At 42.2% G+C, this 16063-nt stretch carries 16 protein-coding genes; 6 read left to right on the plus strand and 10 right to left on the minus strand.

Annotation, left to right across the window (positions count from 1 at the left end; all coding sequences use genetic code 11):
* The first annotated feature begins 185 nt into the window (after positions 1 to 185).
* On the plus strand, positions 186 to 917 hold the full coding sequence (phhA, locus tag QWZ08_RS01600; protein WP_290335427.1) for a phenylalanine 4-monooxygenase: 732 nt from the start codon (positions 186 to 188) through the stop codon (positions 915 to 917).
* A gap of 89 nt (positions 918 to 1006) precedes the next feature.
* Here phhA and QWZ08_RS01605 read toward each other — a convergent pair whose 3' ends face one another.
* Positions 1007 to 1720, minus strand: a complete 714-nt coding sequence (locus tag QWZ08_RS01605) for an SDR family oxidoreductase (RefSeq protein WP_290335428.1) — start codon at positions 1718 to 1720, stop codon at positions 1007 to 1009.
* Between the two features lie 218 nt (positions 1721 to 1938).
* Between QWZ08_RS01605 and QWZ08_RS01610 the strand changes: the two genes are divergently transcribed.
* Positions 1939 to 2127 (plus strand): hypothetical protein, encoded by a 189-nt coding sequence (locus QWZ08_RS01610; RefSeq protein WP_290335429.1) that lies wholly within the window; start codon positions 1939 to 1941, stop codon positions 2125 to 2127.
* Between the two features lie 131 nt (positions 2128 to 2258).
* The gene (locus QWZ08_RS28170; RefSeq protein WP_353960470.1) at positions 2259 to 2426 is read left to right on the plus strand and encodes a Fic family protein; all 168 of its coding nucleotides are present in this window, start codon (positions 2259 to 2261) and stop codon (positions 2424 to 2426) included.
* A gap of 131 nt (positions 2427 to 2557) precedes the next feature.
* On the opposite strand, the gene QWZ08_RS01615 is transcribed toward QWZ08_RS28170, so the two are convergent.
* The 9 genes from QWZ08_RS01615 to hemA form a co-directional block, all read right to left on the minus strand.
* Positions 2558 to 5722: a VPS10 domain-containing protein gene (locus QWZ08_RS01615; protein WP_290335430.1), complete on the minus strand. Its 3165-nt coding sequence runs from the start codon at positions 5720 to 5722 to the stop codon at positions 2558 to 2560.
* Between the two features lie 244 nt (positions 5723 to 5966).
* Positions 5967 to 6266, minus strand: coding sequence for a HigA family addiction module antitoxin (locus QWZ08_RS01620; protein WP_290335431.1), 300 nt, complete (start codon positions 6264 to 6266; stop codon positions 5967 to 5969).
* A gap of 13 nt (positions 6267 to 6279) precedes the next feature.
* The gene (locus QWZ08_RS01625; protein ID WP_290335432.1) at positions 6280 to 6561 is read right to left on the minus strand and encodes a type II toxin-antitoxin system RelE/ParE family toxin; all 282 of its coding nucleotides are present in this window, start codon (positions 6559 to 6561) and stop codon (positions 6280 to 6282) included.
* A gap of 40 nt (positions 6562 to 6601) precedes the next feature.
* Complete coding sequence (gene hemB, locus QWZ08_RS01630; RefSeq protein WP_290335433.1) at positions 6602 to 7576, minus strand: porphobilinogen synthase; 975 nt, start codon at positions 7574 to 7576, stop codon at positions 6602 to 6604.
* 46 nt (positions 7577 to 7622) lie between these two features.
* Positions 7623 to 8588, minus strand: coding sequence for an oxygen-dependent coproporphyrinogen oxidase (gene hemF, locus QWZ08_RS01635; RefSeq protein WP_290335434.1), 966 nt, complete (start codon positions 8586 to 8588; stop codon positions 7623 to 7625).
* Positions 8589 to 8804: 216 nt separating this feature from the next.
* Positions 8805 to 9839: a uroporphyrinogen decarboxylase gene (gene hemE, locus QWZ08_RS01640; protein WP_290335435.1), complete on the minus strand. Its 1035-nt coding sequence runs from the start codon at positions 9837 to 9839 to the stop codon at positions 8805 to 8807.
* A 153-nt stretch (positions 9840 to 9992) separates the two neighbouring features.
* Positions 9993 to 10685 carry a uroporphyrinogen-III synthase gene (locus QWZ08_RS01645; RefSeq protein ID WP_290335436.1) on the minus strand — a complete coding sequence of 231 codons (693 nt, stop codon included), beginning with the start codon at positions 10683 to 10685 and terminating at the stop codon, positions 9993 to 9995.
* A 1-nt stretch (position 10686) separates the two neighbouring features.
* Entirely contained in the window at positions 10687 to 11661 is a 975-nt protein-coding gene (hemC, locus tag QWZ08_RS01650) for a hydroxymethylbilane synthase (protein ID WP_290335437.1), read from the minus strand.
* A gap of 16 nt (positions 11662 to 11677) precedes the next feature.
* Positions 11678 to 12910 carry a glutamyl-tRNA reductase gene (gene hemA / locus QWZ08_RS01655; protein ID WP_290335438.1) on the minus strand — a complete coding sequence of 411 codons (1233 nt, stop codon included), beginning with the start codon at positions 12908 to 12910 and terminating at the stop codon, positions 11678 to 11680.
* Between the two features lie 405 nt (positions 12911 to 13315).
* On the opposite strand from hemA, the gene hemH reads away from it, so the two are divergent.
* The 3 genes from hemH to QWZ08_RS01670 all read left to right on the plus strand — a co-directional run bounded on the left by hemH (position 13316) and on the right by QWZ08_RS01670 (position 16044).
* A complete protein-coding gene (gene hemH / locus QWZ08_RS01660) occupies positions 13316 to 14341 on the plus strand; it encodes a ferrochelatase (protein ID WP_290335439.1) in 1026 nt (341 codons plus the stop codon).
* 182 nt (positions 14342 to 14523) lie between these two features.
* Complete coding sequence (locus QWZ08_RS01665) at positions 14524 to 15099, plus strand: CopD family protein (protein ID WP_290335440.1); 576 nt, start codon at positions 14524 to 14526, stop codon at positions 15097 to 15099.
* 213 nt (positions 15100 to 15312) lie between these two features.
* Positions 15313 to 16044, plus strand: a complete 732-nt coding sequence (locus QWZ08_RS01670; RefSeq protein ID WP_290335441.1) for a phosphoadenylyl-sulfate reductase — start codon at positions 15313 to 15315, stop codon at positions 16042 to 16044.
* Positions 16045 to 16063: the final 19 nt, after the last annotated feature.

Below are 16063 nucleotides of genomic sequence, written 5' to 3' on the forward strand. Positions count from 1 at the left end.
TTTATGCTACCCAAAATAATTTTTGCTGCACCGTTAAAAACCTGGAAACGAAGGCCAATATAATAACGTGAAAACTTTCTCCGGCCGTTGTTACACCCCCCTTCCTTTATTATTCGTATAACTAAATCTATTGCGGCCGTTCCTGCCTTTTACATTATTATTATTGAATGCTTAAATCGTTTTGTATGATTTCGCAACGCTATGAATTATATACTCCTGTTGAGCAACATACCTGGATGTTGTTATTCGAAAGACAATTGAAAGCGGTTGAACAATTTGCCTACCGTAACTTTTTAACCGGTATTCAGCAACTCAATTTTACCGCGTTGGCCATTCCTGATTTTGATGACGTAAATGAACGGCTTCGTAACATTACCGGATGGAGCATATTTGCCGTACCGGGATTGATTGACAATGATTATTTTTTTGAAAAAATCCACCAGCGACAATTCGCCGCAACCACCTGGATACGCAAACCCGAAAACCTGGATTACCTGGAAGAGCCGGATATGTTTCATGATGTATTCGGGCATGTGCCTATGCTGACCGACCAATACATCTGCGATTATTTGTTTGGCTTATCTGCCATTGCGAAAAAGTACATGACAAATGAAGAAGTAATTGAAGCTATTGCCAGGTTGTACTGGTATACCATCGAGTTTGGTTTGGTAAAGGAAAATGATCAATTGAAAATTTATGGCGCCGGCATTTTAAGCTCCATCGGTGAAACCAGTTATGCATTGTCTGACACGCCTGCAAGAGTTCCTTTCGATGTAATGCAAATAATTGACACGCCTTACATCAAAGACAGTTTTCAAAAACAATATTTTGTGCTGGATGATATGCAGCAACTAAAGGAATGTTTGCCGCAACTGTCAATGCACTTTCAGCAAGCTTATGGCAATGGTGCTGTTTAAAAAATGTAGATAACCATGTTAAATTATCCACTACAAAAAAATCGTTATCTCCTCGCATTGCGGGAAGATAACAATGTATAAAAGTGTTATTATTTTCCGGGAGAAGATGGTCTTACTTCAATCTTGCTGGGCAGCGTTCTTGGATTCATGTGTAACAGATCTGCTACCATCTGGCCAATATCTTCCGGCTGTATTTTCCAGGCGTCTGCTTCGCTGGGTGTATGATCATTAAAATGCGTAGCAACTGAGCCGGGCATAATGGTGGATACTTTAATACCGTATTGCCTCAGGTCGAGCATAATGGCTTGGGTAAAACCTACCAGTCCAAATTTGCTGGCGTTGTAGCCGGAAGCAGTTGCGAAGAAATTGGTACCCGCCAGGCTCGCAATGGTAATGATGTACCCTTTGGATTGTTTCAGCGGCTCAATGCAAGCTTTAACGCTGTTGAATACGCCGGTTAAATTGGTGTCTATCATTTCGTGCCATTGTGCTTCCGAAAGGCTTTCGATGGATGCAAAATGCCCCACGCCGGCATTGGCTACCAGCACATCCAGCTTACCGAAATGATCAGTCACCTCTTTTACAGCCTTAGTTTCAGAAGCCAGTGTGCTGACTTCTGATTGCAATGCGAGTACTCTTGAAGGATCACTGCTGAGCGACGCTGCTGCCTTTTTTGCTGCTTCCAGGCTGCGGCTGGTAATGGCAACCCGCATGCCGTTATCAATTAAAATTTTTGCTATGCCATAGCCAATACCCTTGCTGCCGCCGGTAATGTAGGCTACCTTATCTTTTAAATCATTCATGTTGTTGTTTATTTTATTGTACTCAATTTTTGTGCCTGCAAGGTAAAATAATCGGGATAGCTAACAAGGAAATTGTTTGTTGGTAGTGGAAATCGCCTGCCATGTTGCGGTGTGCAAATTCAGCCATAAAGCCGGAAGGCGAATAGCAAATATGAAACGGGCATTTAAGGCACGTTCAATTTGAAAAATAAGGTAACTTTATTTGCCAATAGATAAATATGTCGAAAGAAGAAATTAAATCTGAAGTCAGCAAAGTTTTAGACCGCTTTCCCGATAAAGCCCTTGAAGAACTATTGACCTGGCTAAAGGAAATAGATGCAAAACGGGAATCAATTACGCCATTTACATCTTCGCTAGATAAAATTTTAGAAGAAGATAAAGAACTGCTAACAAGGCTTGCCCAATGATTTCCGTGCAAGAAACTGAAGCAATTCATACCATACTCATTGAACAGTTTGGAGGTTGAAATGGAATCCGCGATTTATCAGGATTAGAGTCAGTATTAGCCAGGCCGTTTTGAACTTTTGCAGGCACTGATCTGTATCCAACGCCCATACACAAAGCCGCAGCGTTAATTGAAAGTTTACAGATTAACCATCCCTTTATCGATAGAAATAAGCGAACAGGTTATGTAATGATGCGGATGTTGCTTATTAAAACGGATTGGACATTGATGCATCGCAAGTTGAGAAATATATTTTCGTAGTCAACATCGCATCCGGCCTCACAAAAACAGAAGAGATTACCGATTGGCTTACAACACATGTCAAATAAAAAGGCTGCCAGTCTTTTAAAGTAATTTCACTTCAACGACCGGCAGCCTTTTAAAAAATCTTTCTATTTCTTCCAGATAACGCCCAAGCCTGCATCCCAGAACATTTTATTTACCACAGGGATAGTGTTGACTATTTCATCGCGACGGGTTTTTAATTTGGCCCATTGTGCGTTTAATTCTTTTTGCAAATTGAGCGATGGTTGGTTTACATGCGGTATTTCGCTTTCCGTCTGGTTTACTAAAAACTGGTAATCGGTCAAAAATTTAGCAGGAAAGTTTTCGGCATCATCATACGCTTTTGATTTACGTTGTACCATGTCTTCATCCCAGGCTTTCATTTTTTTTACCAGGTCTTTCGCAGCCGTTTTTGCGGCAACATATTTTTCATCTGCCGGCAGGCTGGCTAACACGCCCTCCAATTGCTGCCGCTGGCTATGCATGGTGTTGGTATTGTTGTACATGGTGGTTAATTCCTGTTCCATGGCCGTCATCACCTCGTTGTATTGTTTGTACTCTGCTGCAGTAGTGGTGTAAAAAGGATTGGCAAGTATGGTGGCAGTTGTAGTAGCCGACTGGGCGCCCGTTTTGAGCGTGACAGTGTAGTTTCCCGGTGCAGCCTTATGACCGCGGTAACTTCCTTCCACATACACATCCTGTACACCGGGGATAGTGGTGTAGCGCATATCCCAGACAAACCGGTTCACACCTTTGTTTTTTGACAGCACAGGTTCTTCTGCAGGAGCGCCATCGTATTTTTTATAATTGCTATCTGCCTTTGAAGTAAAGCTGCGGACTATATTGCCGGCTGCATCTTTTATTACAAGCGTCAGTTCTGTTGTTGAATCTTTTAGTTCCGGCAACTGGTAATATAACACCACGCCGGTCGAAGGATTTACACCCCTGTACGCAGAAGCACCCTTAAAGCTGGCTTTGGTTTCGTCCAGTTCGCTGCTGCCGTTTACAAGATAAGCCGGAGTTGGTTGAAACAGGGTAAAAGAAGCTGCTTCTTTTTTGTATTGGCGAATCAATGACAGATCATCCAGAATCCAGAAAGATCTTCCTGAAGTGGCGGCAATTAGATTATCCTGGTGTATGCGCAAATCTGTGATTGGAGTAACAGGGAGATTTAATTGAAAAGGAGCCCAGTCTTTACCACCATTCAGTGACATATACAACCCCGTTTCGGTACCGGCAAACAGCATGTCTTTTCTTTTATCATCTTCTCTTACCACCCTGGTAAAGGCGCCATAGGGAATACCATTATTTATTTTTGTCCATGTTTTACCATAGTCAGTGGTTTTGTATAAACCGGGTGTATGATCGTTGAATTTGTAACGGGTGGTGGCGATGTAAGCAGTAGCTTTATCAAACGGCGACACTTCAATGGCGTTGATTAAACATTCCTGCAACCCCGCCGGCGTAATGTTTAGCCAATGCGCTCCGTTGTCTTTGGTTATGTACACATACCCATCATCACTGCCGGTGTATATCACGCCTTTTTCCAGTGGCGACTCCATAATGTAGCTGAGCGTACCGTAATTTTCTGCGCCAACCCCTTCGTTGGTATAAGGTACACCGGCCCTGCCTTGTTTGTCTTTTTCATTTCTTGTCAGGTCTGGCGAAGCTTCCGACCATGTTTTACCCATATCTGACGTGCGCAATAAACACTGGGCGCCATGATAAAAAACAGTTGGATCATGCTTGCTGCAAATGATGGGTGCATTCCAGTTAAAACGGTATTTCATGTCTTTGGCATCACGCGATAAATACTGAATGGGCGCAGCCATTATATTGGTACCGGCCTTAGCCTTGCTATCCAGCAACTGAATGCCGCCTTCGTAACTGCTACCCATTGCAAACCTTGGATCATCAGGGTTAAAAGCGATGAATGCACTCTCGCCTCCGGCAGAAGAAGTCCAGCTGCTGGTGCCAATGCCGCCGGCATCGAATTCCCTGCTGGCAATGTTTACCGAACTATTGTCCTGCTGCCCCGCGTAAATATGATAAGGAAACTGGTTGTCTACATTGATACGGTAAAATTGTGCTGTGGGTTGATTGTTCTGGCTGCTCCAGGATTTACCCCCGTTAAAAGTGATGGCTGATCCGCCATCATCAGAAATGATCATGTTCCTGGAGTTGGTCGGATTGATCCACAGGTTATGATGATCACCATGTGTGGCAGAAACATCTTCCCATGTTTTACCACCGTCTGTTGAACGCATGGCCGGCGCACTCATTACATACACCGTATTTTCATTCAGCGGATCTGTAAACAGTTTGATGTAGTACCAGGCTCTTTGTATAAGGCGGTGATCGCTGGATACCTGGCTCCATGTTTTACCTGCATTCTCACTCACATACATACCACCCGCTTCTTTTTCAAAATCGCTTTCAATCAATGCATATACTTTTTCTGAATTGGAGCGGCAAACACCAATGGACATTTTACCCATTTCTTTTGGCAGGCCTTCTTTCATTTTTTCCCAGTGCTCACCTTCATCAACAGATTTATACAAACCGCTGCCAGGGCCACCGCTGATCACTTTCCAGGGCAGGCGGCCATGCTCCCACATGGATGCGTATAATATCCTGGGATTATTCATGTCCATCGATAAATCCGTGCAACCTGTTTTATCATCTACATACAAAACATTTTTCCAGGTAACGCCACCATCAATGGATTTATAAATTCCCCGTTCCTTTGTTTTGCTGTATAGAGCACCCTGTGCCCCAACGTAAACAATGTTGGGATCTTTGGGATGTATTACAATACGGGCAATGTGTTGTGTCAGATCAAGGCCAATTTTCTTCCAGGTTTTTCCCGCATCGGTTGATTTGTACACACCGTCACCACCGTGGGACATTACGCCTCTTACGGCATGTTCGCCCATGCCCACATACACTACGTTGGGGTCACTTTCTGCCACACTTACGGCGCCCACAGAACCGGTTCTGAAAAAGCTATCGGAGATATTATTCCAGGTAATACCCATGTCTTCTGTTTTCCATACACCACCGCCGGTAGTACCCTGGTAATACACGGAAGGATTGCCCACTACGCCGGTAGCTGCTACCGAACGGCCACCACGAAAGGGCCCGATAGAACGCCATTTTACCGGTTTAAAATAACTGTTGATGTTGTTGAGGGAGGTGTCAGTTTTTGATTGTGCGACAGCACCAATACAAAAACTGAGGAATAGAAAAGAGATAAGCAGTTGCCTGGTCATGAGAATAAAATTGAACGTGAAATATAAATCTTATTTGCAAATATCCATGTGGCAATCAAACATTTCTTTGCGTTTTTTGCAACGCGACGCTATAAAAGTAGGTGTTTTGTATGTCGGAACAAGCGGTAGTTTTTCATGGCTGCTGCGTTGTGTCACTCCCTTTTACCGCATACCTTTTGGCATCTTTTTCCGAAGCGTAACAAAAAGGGTAAGAACCTTTCTGCAAATAAAAATAATCGCGGTATTATGTAACAGTTACTTTTAAAGCCTTGATAGATTTTAGAAGGGCTCCTTTTGCGACTGTTTCAGCTTCGATGTCGAAATCGTCTTGTAAACCAAGCCAGAATTTAGCTGAGTTGCCAAAATATTTACTTAACCTTAAAGCGGTATCAGCTGTAATTCTGCGATTTCCCTTGACAATTTCAGATATTCTTGTTTGCGGAATTTCAATATCTTTTGACAATTTATATGCTGAGATACTGAATGGGATAAGAAATTCTTCCATGAGAATTTCGCCCGGGTGAATATTTTTTAGTCTGGCCATTTTTGAAAATATTTTAATGATAATCTACAATTTCAACTTCAGTAGCATTGCCGCTGTTCCACTGAAAAATAATGCGCCATGGATCATTAATGCGAATGCTATAAAATGCTTTTAGTTTACTGGCCAGCTTTTCAAGCTTGTTACTGAGAGGCACTCTCAAATCTGTAAGGTCTGCTGAGTTATTAAGCATTCTGAGTTTCCTTCGGCCCATATGCTGAATTTCAAGAGGTAGTTGTTTAACCCTTTCACCATTCCAAACTTTTTCCGTTTCAGAACTGCCAAAAGATACAATCATACTCCTGTTTTAGGTTACTAACGTATAAAGTTAGTAAATTTTATGATAATAACTTCACCGCGTCCTTCGCAAAATAAGTGGCGATCAAATCTGCGCCGGCTCTTTTAATGGAAGTTAAACATTCGAGGATGGCTTTGTCTTCATTGATCCACCCCATCTTCGCGGAGGCTTTTATCATGGCGTATTCGCCGCTTACATGGTAGGCACTTACGGGAACATCTACTGCATTTTTTACTTCACGGATGATATCGAGGTAAGCCATGGCGGGTTTCACCATGACGATATCGGCGCCTTCTTCAATGTCCATCAATGTTTCCTTGATGGCTTCAATGCGGTTGCCGTAATCCATCTGGTAGGTCTTTTTATCACCAAAACCAGGCGCTGAATCCAGCGCATCCCGGAAGGGCCCATAAAAGCAGGAAGCATATTTGGCGCTGTAGGCCATAATGCCCGTTTTGATATAATTGTTTTGTTCCAATGCTTCACGGATGGCGCCGATACGGCCATCCATCATGTCGCTCGGCGCAACAATGTCTGCACCTGCTTTGGCATGGCTCAGGCTCATTTTTACCAATGCTTCAACGGTGGGATCATTTACAATTTCACCATCTTCTACAATACCATCATGGCCATAAACAGAGTAGGGGTCAAGCGCAACGTCTGTCATTACAATCATTTCGGGCAAAGCATTTTTAATGGCTTTGATGGTGCGCTGCATCAGTCCGTCAGGGTTCCATGCTTCCTTGCCGGTATTATCTTTCATTTCATCCGCAGCTTTTACAAACAGCAACACGCTTCTAATACCCATGCTCCACAACAACTTTACTTCTTTGATAGTGCCGTCAATGGAGTAGCGGTAATAGCCCGGCATAGAAGGAATTTCAAATGCTACATTTTCACCTTCATCTATAAATAACGGGGCAATAAAATCGGCGGGCTTTAAAGTTGTTTCCGAAACTAAACTTCTTATAGAAGCATTAGTTCTTAATATTCTGTTCCTTCTTTGTAAAAACATGATTGTATGATTTTAATATGCTGAAATGCCAGGCAGTGTTAAATCGCTAGCAACTATTTACTTTTTTTGACCAGTCATCTTCATTGATGTCGATGGTAGTATTGAGCCAGTCTACCGGATGTAAACAAGCTTGCAGCAATTTATCTTCTTCACTGCCGGGTGTGGGGTTGTAATTATATTCAAAGCGAACTGTTGGCGGTAAGCTCATTAAAATACTCTCCGTTCTGCCATTTGTTTTTAAACCAAAAATAGTGCCCCGGTCGTGTACCAGGTTGAACTCTGTGTAACGGCCTCTTCTTATTTCCTGCCAGAATTTATTTTCGGGCGTATAAGGAATATTTTTTCTTTTTTCTGCGATGGGAATATAGGCGTCCATAAAAGCGTAGCCACAGGCTTTGGCAAAGCCAAACCAAAACTCAATATCTTTTTCCGCAGATGGTTTTTTATAATCGTAAAAAATACCACCAATACCACGGCGTTCATTGTTGCGGTGCGTATTTACAAAATAGTCATCGCATACTTTTTTAAAGTCAGGATAGAATGATGGATCAAACTGGTCACAGGCATTTTTATAGGTTTGATGAAAATGTTTGGCATCTTCTTCAAATAAATAGTACGGCGTTAAATCCGTACCTCCGCCAAACCAGCGGTCGATTGTTTCACCTGCTGCATTGTACAATTCAAACATGCGGTAATTGCAATGAACGGTTGGCACAAAAGGATTGGAAGGATGAATCACCAAACTCAGGCCACAGGCAAACCACTTGTCGCCATTGATTTTTAATTGTGTCCGCATCATATCAGTCACGTCACCAAACACGATCGATGTATTGACACCTCCTTTTTCAAACACATTGCCATTGCTGATCACCCTTGTTTTTCCTCCACCACCTTCTGCTCTTTCCCACGCATCTTCAATAAAGGTTGCTTTGCCATCACAGGCTTCCAGTGCTGCACAAATGTCGTTCTGCAACTGGTGAATAAAAGCGATCCATTGATTTTTAAATTCCATTTTTAGAAAAGTATTTATTATAAAGTAGTATCTACCCCCATCCCCTAAAGGGGAGTTATTGAACGACTCCAATCCATCTACCCTTACTCCTGGAACGAGTTATTTGAAGATGTAAATAAATTGAAAACTACTTTGAATTTTAATTTCTATCACTCCAAAATTTAATCCAGCATCCAATATCCATTATCAGGTATCTAGCATCCAGTATCCAGCATTTTAACGGGGGCGATATTCCTTCACCGCATCCACAAAAGCCCTTGCATGATCAACCGGAACATTAGGCGTAATGCCATGCCCCAGGTTGGCAATGTAGCGTTGTGTGCCAAACGCATCAATCATTTCTGTAACCGCTTTTTTAATATCGGGGATGGGTGCCAGCAACATCGAAGGATCAAAATTTCCCTGCAACGTTATCTTATTGCCGGTTAATTCCCTTGCCATTTGTGGCGATACACACCAATCAATACCCAGGCCGGCAGCGCTGCTTTCGCTTAAATCTTTCAATGCATACCAGCTGCCTTTTGGAAACAAAATTACCGGCACATCATCTTTTAATGCATCCGCAATTTGTATCAGATATGGTTGCGCATAGGTCTTAAAATCGGCCGGACTTAATGATCCCGCCCAGCTATCGAAAACCTGCACCGTATCAGCACCGGCCTTTGCCTGCAGCTTTAAATACTGAATAGTGATGTTGGTTATTTTTTGTAACAACTGATGTGCCAACGCTGGTTGCGTGTAGGCAAACTGCTTGGCTTTATCCCATGTCTTACTTCCCTTGCCTTCCACCATATAGCATAAAATAGTCCAGGGTGCGCCGGCGAAACCTATCAGGGGCACACGACCGTTGAGTTCTTTTTTTGTAAGAGATAGCGCATCATAAACATATTTCAAACTCTCCTCTGCGCCTTCCGTTATTAAAGCGTCAATATCCTGTTGTGTCTGAATAATTTTTGGTAAGGATGGTCCCTTGCCTTCTTCCATCAACACTTCAACACCCATTGCCTGAGGGATCACCAAAATATCACTGAAGATGATGGCGGCATCGACGCCTACCTGGTCAACAGGCTGCAATGTAATGGCGGTGGCCAGTTCCGGCGTTTGTACGCGGGCAAAAAAATCATACTTGGCTTTTAGTTTCAAATAGTCGGGCAAATACCTGCCGGCCTGCCGCATCATCCATACCGGTGGCCGTTCAACAATTTCTCCGCGAAGGGCTCTTAACAGCAGGTCGTTTTTTAATGTGCTCATGTTATTTTTTGTATGAATTTTTAATGCTGATTTTACTTCATCCCAACCCTTCTCCTTCAGGAGAAAGAATTGGTAGTGGTTCGTTTTTAAATTGGATTAAATCTCCGCAGCAATATCCTCCATATTCTCCCCCTTGGAGGAGTTAGGGTGGCGCTACAGCGGGCTGAAATATTCCATCATCTTCCTCACCAGGTTTTCTTTACCCGGCTGATTGCTGATGATGATTTTATTGGTTGTATGCTTTTTTATTTCGTTGGCCGTTGTACTGCCAATGGCAAACAGAACAGTTGAAGCAGGTATTTTGTTTTTACTAAAAAAACTTGCTACCGCACTCGGACTGAAAAATAAGATGCCGTGGTATATTTTGTCAATTTTATGTGTGATGGCGATGGTTTGGTACACGGTAATTTCAGTGACCTCAATTTCATGGCTGCGCAATATCTCAGGCAATTCGTCGCGGCGCTGATCACCGCAAAAAAATATTACTTCATCAATAGCGCCTTCTTCTATAATCAACTCCGCCAATTCTGCAGCGCTGTTGGCGATGCCTGCAATATGCTGTGCACCAAAATATTTTTTTACCAGTTGATTGGTCGTATTGCCCATGCAATAGATGCGCCATTCAACCGGCTGACCGTCCAGGTAATCAGCGACTGCTTCGACTGCATTCATGCTTGTAAATACCACCGCAGTAATCCTTAACGCTTCCTGCTCTATCTCCTGCTGCACTTCTATAGTTTGCACAGGGGTTGTTTCGATGAAAGAAATTTCATCAATTACAATGCCCTGCAGTAAAGCTTCCTCTATCAACCCGTCGGTGAGGGGCCGGGTACATAATATGTTCACGTTACTTTGCATTGCGAATAGCGAGTGCAATTTTTTCTCCGCCGTTTAATAATATTTCGTTTGCCAATACACTGCCTGCTTCGTTTGCTTCTGCATGTGTAATCCATTTGTCGATGGATACTTTTTCGTTTCCATCGGCAGATAAAATGTTTCCCCTGAAATAAATTTGATCGTCTTTTATTTCGGCGAGTGCGCTGATGGGAGTAGAGCAACCGCCCAGCAATGTTCTTAAGAAATCCCTTTCAATTTTGGCGCAGGTGGCTGTGGCAGCGTCATTCAGCAGGTCGCATGCCTGCAGGCAATCCTCATCTCCGTCCCTGCACACGATCATGATAGCGCCTTGTGCCGGTGCCGGTAACATCCAGTCCAGCTCAATAGACTTTTCGGGACGAAGGTTGATTCTTTCCAATCCGGCTGCCGCAAAGATGGCCCCCTGCCAGTTGTTCTCCTGCACTTTACGCAACCGTGTATTTACATTACCCCTTAAATTTTCTATGCTATGATGTGGATAACGGTTAAGCCATTGCGCCATCCGGCGGATGCTGCTGGTGGCTATTGTGAATGGTGAATGGTGAGTGGTGAATCGTGAATCGTGAGTTGCCCATTTGCCAGCGGTGTATCCCACTTCATCTTCAATAGAAGACAGTTCTCCTTTATACACAAAAATATCTTTGTAAGAAGCCCTTGGTAAAACCGCTGATTGAACAATACCTTTTGGTAATTGTGTAGGCACATCCTTCATGGAATGTACAGCGATGTCAATTTTATTATTTATCAGGGCAATGTCAAGACTACGGGTAAATATTCCTTGCACGCCGATTTCATACAGCGGTGTCTGGAGGTCAATGTCGCCTTCGCTTTTTATAAATACCAATTCAGCCTGCTGATTATTTTTTGCAAGCAGTTGTTGTACCAATGTGGCTTGCCATACCGCAAGCTGGCTTTCCCTGGTACCTATCCTGATAATTTTCGTCATGTAAATTTATTTGCGCTCAGGCAATATACTCATTTATGGCTTCAATGTAATGGCAGCCACGCTGGTTATGATGGCGCATTTTTACAGCCATTCCGTTGATTACTTTTTGAATTTTTTCGTCAGCTGCCGGGCAACCGGGGGAGGCAATATTGGAAAAGCAGGTGTTTATATACAAGTTGCAGGATTGCATTTGTTCAAGCTTTATTTTCACTGCTTTTAAAACAGGCACGTTTTTGCGCATCTGGTGCCAGTTTAAAAATTCATTGATATGTTCTGCAATGATAGCTTTTGCTTTGGGAACTTCTGCAATTCTTTTTTGCAGTGTTAAATCTTTTATTTTTGATAGCTCATCTACATTTACCAATGTAACATTGGGTAGCAGGTGAGCGGCTGTTTCTACATTATAAGGAATAGATAAATCGATGATCAGTTTATCAGTGCCATTGATTACATGTGATTCCAAAATAACAGGTTCTGCAGAATTGGTAGCCACAAGAATGATAGCAGCTTCATCAATCTGGTTAGCCAGGTCTTCGAGTGGGGCATATTGCAGACCTAGCTCCGCAGCCAGTTCCGCCGCTTTGCTTTCAGTGCGGTTGATGAGGGTAATATTTGTTGTTCCCAGGTAATCTACTAAATTTTTGCAGGTATTACGACCGATTTTGCCGGTACCAAGTAACAATATTTTTTTATCTGCCAGATGAGGAACGTGTTCTTTAATATATTGAATGGCAGCGAAAGAAACTGATACGGTTCCTCCACTTAGTTCCGTTGTATTCTTAATCATTTTAGACGACTGTAATACCCCGTTCACCATTCTTTCCAGGTAAGCACCGATGAAAGCATGCTGTTTTGAAAATTTAAACGCGTTTTTTATCTGGCCAATAATTTCATAATCGCCCAGTATTTGAGAATCCAATCCGGCAGCCACATCAAAAAGATGTTCAATAGCCACTTTGCCGCCTTTTATATATGCCCGTTCAGTAAAATTGTCGAGTGATCCCTGCGTTTGGCTGCACAACAGTTTGCAAAGGTCCTGGGCACTTTGAGCAAAACCATAAATTTCAGTGCGATTGCAGGTTGAAAGAATAAATAATTCTTTAATACCATACTGGGGAGCCAGCGAGAGCAGGGAGGCGTATTGATCGCTGTTGATAGCATATTGTCCACGAATGGCAGCATCTGACTTTTTATAGTTAATGCCTGCTATAAAAAAAGTGGAAATATCTGTATGTTGCTGTCCGGGCATCCTTATTTCTTAATTACTTGTTGATTGCACAAAATTACTTGCGTGGGTTGTTGTAAACTAATTTCTGTGTCATTGCTTTGTCATTTTGCGGAATGATAAGTATCATTTTAAAATATGATCTATCCACGGGTACATAAACGAAATCTTTTATGATGTGGTGCAGTTGGATTTGTCACTTTATTGTCAGGTTTTTTAAAGTGCTTATTATTTAAATATTGGCTGGCTTTCAAACCTTCGTCCCGCTTATATTTCCAACGTTTTTTATTCTATTTAATAAAAGCATTATACCAGCTGATTTTGTCATAAGCTTTCACAATACTGTTCAAAATATTGATGGCAACAATATTTTAGCCGGATGAACTTTTAGCAAAACCAGTGGTTACATTTGCAAATCATTTTCAAGTCATGGCAAAAAAAGGAATTGTTTTAATGAACCTGGGTTCACCGGATTCAACCGAAGTAAAAGACGTGCGACGTTACCTGAAAGAATTTTTAATGGATGAGCGGGTGATAGACATTCCTTTCCTGGCTCGTTTCTTTTTAATAAATGGTATTATTGTTCCTTTCCGGGCTCCTAAAAGTGCCGAAGCTTATAAAACCATCTGGACAAAAGAAGGTTCCCCACTGGTGGTGCTAACAAAGCAGTTACAACAGGCGCTGCAGGCTAAAGTGGATGAACCGGTAACCATTGCCATGCGCTATGGCAATCCATCGCCCAAAGCCGCTTTTGATGAGTTGCAAAATAAAAACCCGGACCTGGAGGAAGTACTGGCCATTCCACTTTATCCGCATTATGCCATGTCTAGTTTTGAAACCGCGGTTGAATCAGCCAAAGAAGTATACCAACAAAATAACTACAGGTTTAAGCTGCAATTTTTGCCGCCATTTTACAATGAGCCGGATTATATCCATGCGCTGGCGGAAAATATCCGCCCTTACCTGCAGAAAGAGCATGATCATATTTTATTTAGCTACCACGGCATACCAGGAAGACATATCCGCAAAAGCGATACTACCGGAAGCCATTGTTTAAAAATTGAGAACTGCTGTGAGGTAGCTTCTCCGGCACATGCCCATTGTTACCGCCACCAGGTGTTTACCACCACCAGGCTGGTAATGGAACAATTGAATATTCCAACAAATAAATACAGTATTTCCTTTCAATCACGGTTAGGTAAGGGCTGGCTGGAACCCTTTACAGATATCCGCTTGATTGAATTGCCAAAAGAAGGCATTAAAAAATTACTGATTCTTTGTCCTGCTTTTGTGAGTGACTGCCTGGAAACGTTGGAAGAAATTGATGTAAGGGGAAAAGAAGAATTCATGGGTGCCGGCGGCGAAGCATTTACTATGATACCCTGTTTGAATACGAACCCTTTATGGGTGGATGTTTTGGCGGGCTGGGTGAAAAATTTCTCCTTAAATGTCTGATTTTTTGATGTCTGATTTTATATGGGTATGCCGGGAGAAAAAATATTATGTGTGTGACGGCCTCCAAATTTTTTTCAAAGCAAGTAAAATAAGTATAGCAGAGCAAATAGCTGATTATTTTTTATAGAACTCATTGTATCAAAAATAAATGCTTCGGTTAACAGGCTCTGTCAATAAAGGACATGGGCAGCAAACCAAAGAAATCAGACATCGAAAAATCAGACATCAGCCATATTATGTATTTCTACATCAAAGCACTACACATCATCTTTATTGTAACTTGGTTCGCCGGTATGTTTTATATTGTGCGGTTATTTATATATAATACAGAAGCCCAGGAAAAAGATGAACTTGAAAAGCAAATTCTCTCCAACCAGTTTTCCATTATGATCAAAAGGCTGTGGCTGGGCATCACGTGGCCTTCTGCCATCCTTACGCTGATCTTTGGTGGTTGGGTGGCTTACCTATTTGGCAGCATCCCCACCTGGCTGTGGATAAAACTGGCGCTGGTGGCCGGTTTATACGCCTATCATTTTACGCTGCATAAAATTTATAAAGACGAAAGCAAAGGCATTTTTAAATATACCTCTCAGCAGTTGCGGATATGGAACGAGGGCGCCACTGTTTTTCTCTTCGCTATTGTAATGCTGGTAACCGTAAAGCAAAGCATGAGCCTGCTGTGGGGCATGATTGGTTTGGTGGCTTTTATCGCCATCCTGCTTGCAGCCATCCGAATTTATAAAACGCTCCGTAAATAACTTTGCCGGGCTGGCGTCAATAAAAAATTTTCTATTTCGGTTTTGTAAAGTATATTTGTCCATCATTTAGGTAGACTTATAATAAACTATGCTTCTATTTCCTTCCATAATGCAGTATCAAAAATGTTGCAGTAATAAGTGTTGTTGCTGTTGATACATTAAGTTTTGGCTAAATTTTTTGCAGACTATTTTACCACAATTTATTTTTAACGCATGATTTCAACACCAGACAACGTTTCCCAATTACTCCATCAATTAGATGGACTAAGCATCGCTGAGTTTTTACAATTACTCACTACACAGTTTCCGGAACGGGTTACATTCTCATCCAGTTTTAGCTTTGAAGACCAGGTTATTACGCACGAAATTTTGAGTAAGCAATTACCTGTAAAAATTTTTACGCTGGATACAGGACGTATGTTTGCAGAAACGTATTCTGTATGGAACAGCACCAACGAGCAATACAATACTAAAATAAAAGCCTACTATCCTAACCAGGATACACTACAACAACTCGTTGAAGAAAGAGGTCCCAATTCATTTTATGAATCTGTTCAAAACAGGAAAGATTGTTGCTTCATTCGTAAAGTAGAACCATTAAGAAGGGCACTGGCTGGTAATGCGATCTGGATAACTGGATTAAGGGCGGAGCATTCACCCGACAGGCATGACTTGCCGATTATAGAGTGGGACGAATCCAATAAAATTATTAAGTATCACCCCATTTTACACTGGACAACAGAACAGGTAAAAGAATACATCAACAAAAATCATGTTCCTTACAACCCACTGCACGATAAAGGTTTTGTAAGCATCGGTTGTGCGCCTTGTACAAGAGCCATCAGACCGGGTGAAGATTTCAGGGCCGGCCGCTGGTGGTGGGAGGATGCAGATAAAAAAGAATGCGGTCTTCATGTGCATGAAGAACCAGCAGCAAAAAATTAAAAAATATCACCGTGAATCA

Source organism: Ferruginibacter paludis, assembly GCF_030409685.1.
GTDB lineage: Bacteria > Bacteroidota > Bacteroidia > Chitinophagales > Chitinophagaceae > Ferruginibacter > Ferruginibacter paludis.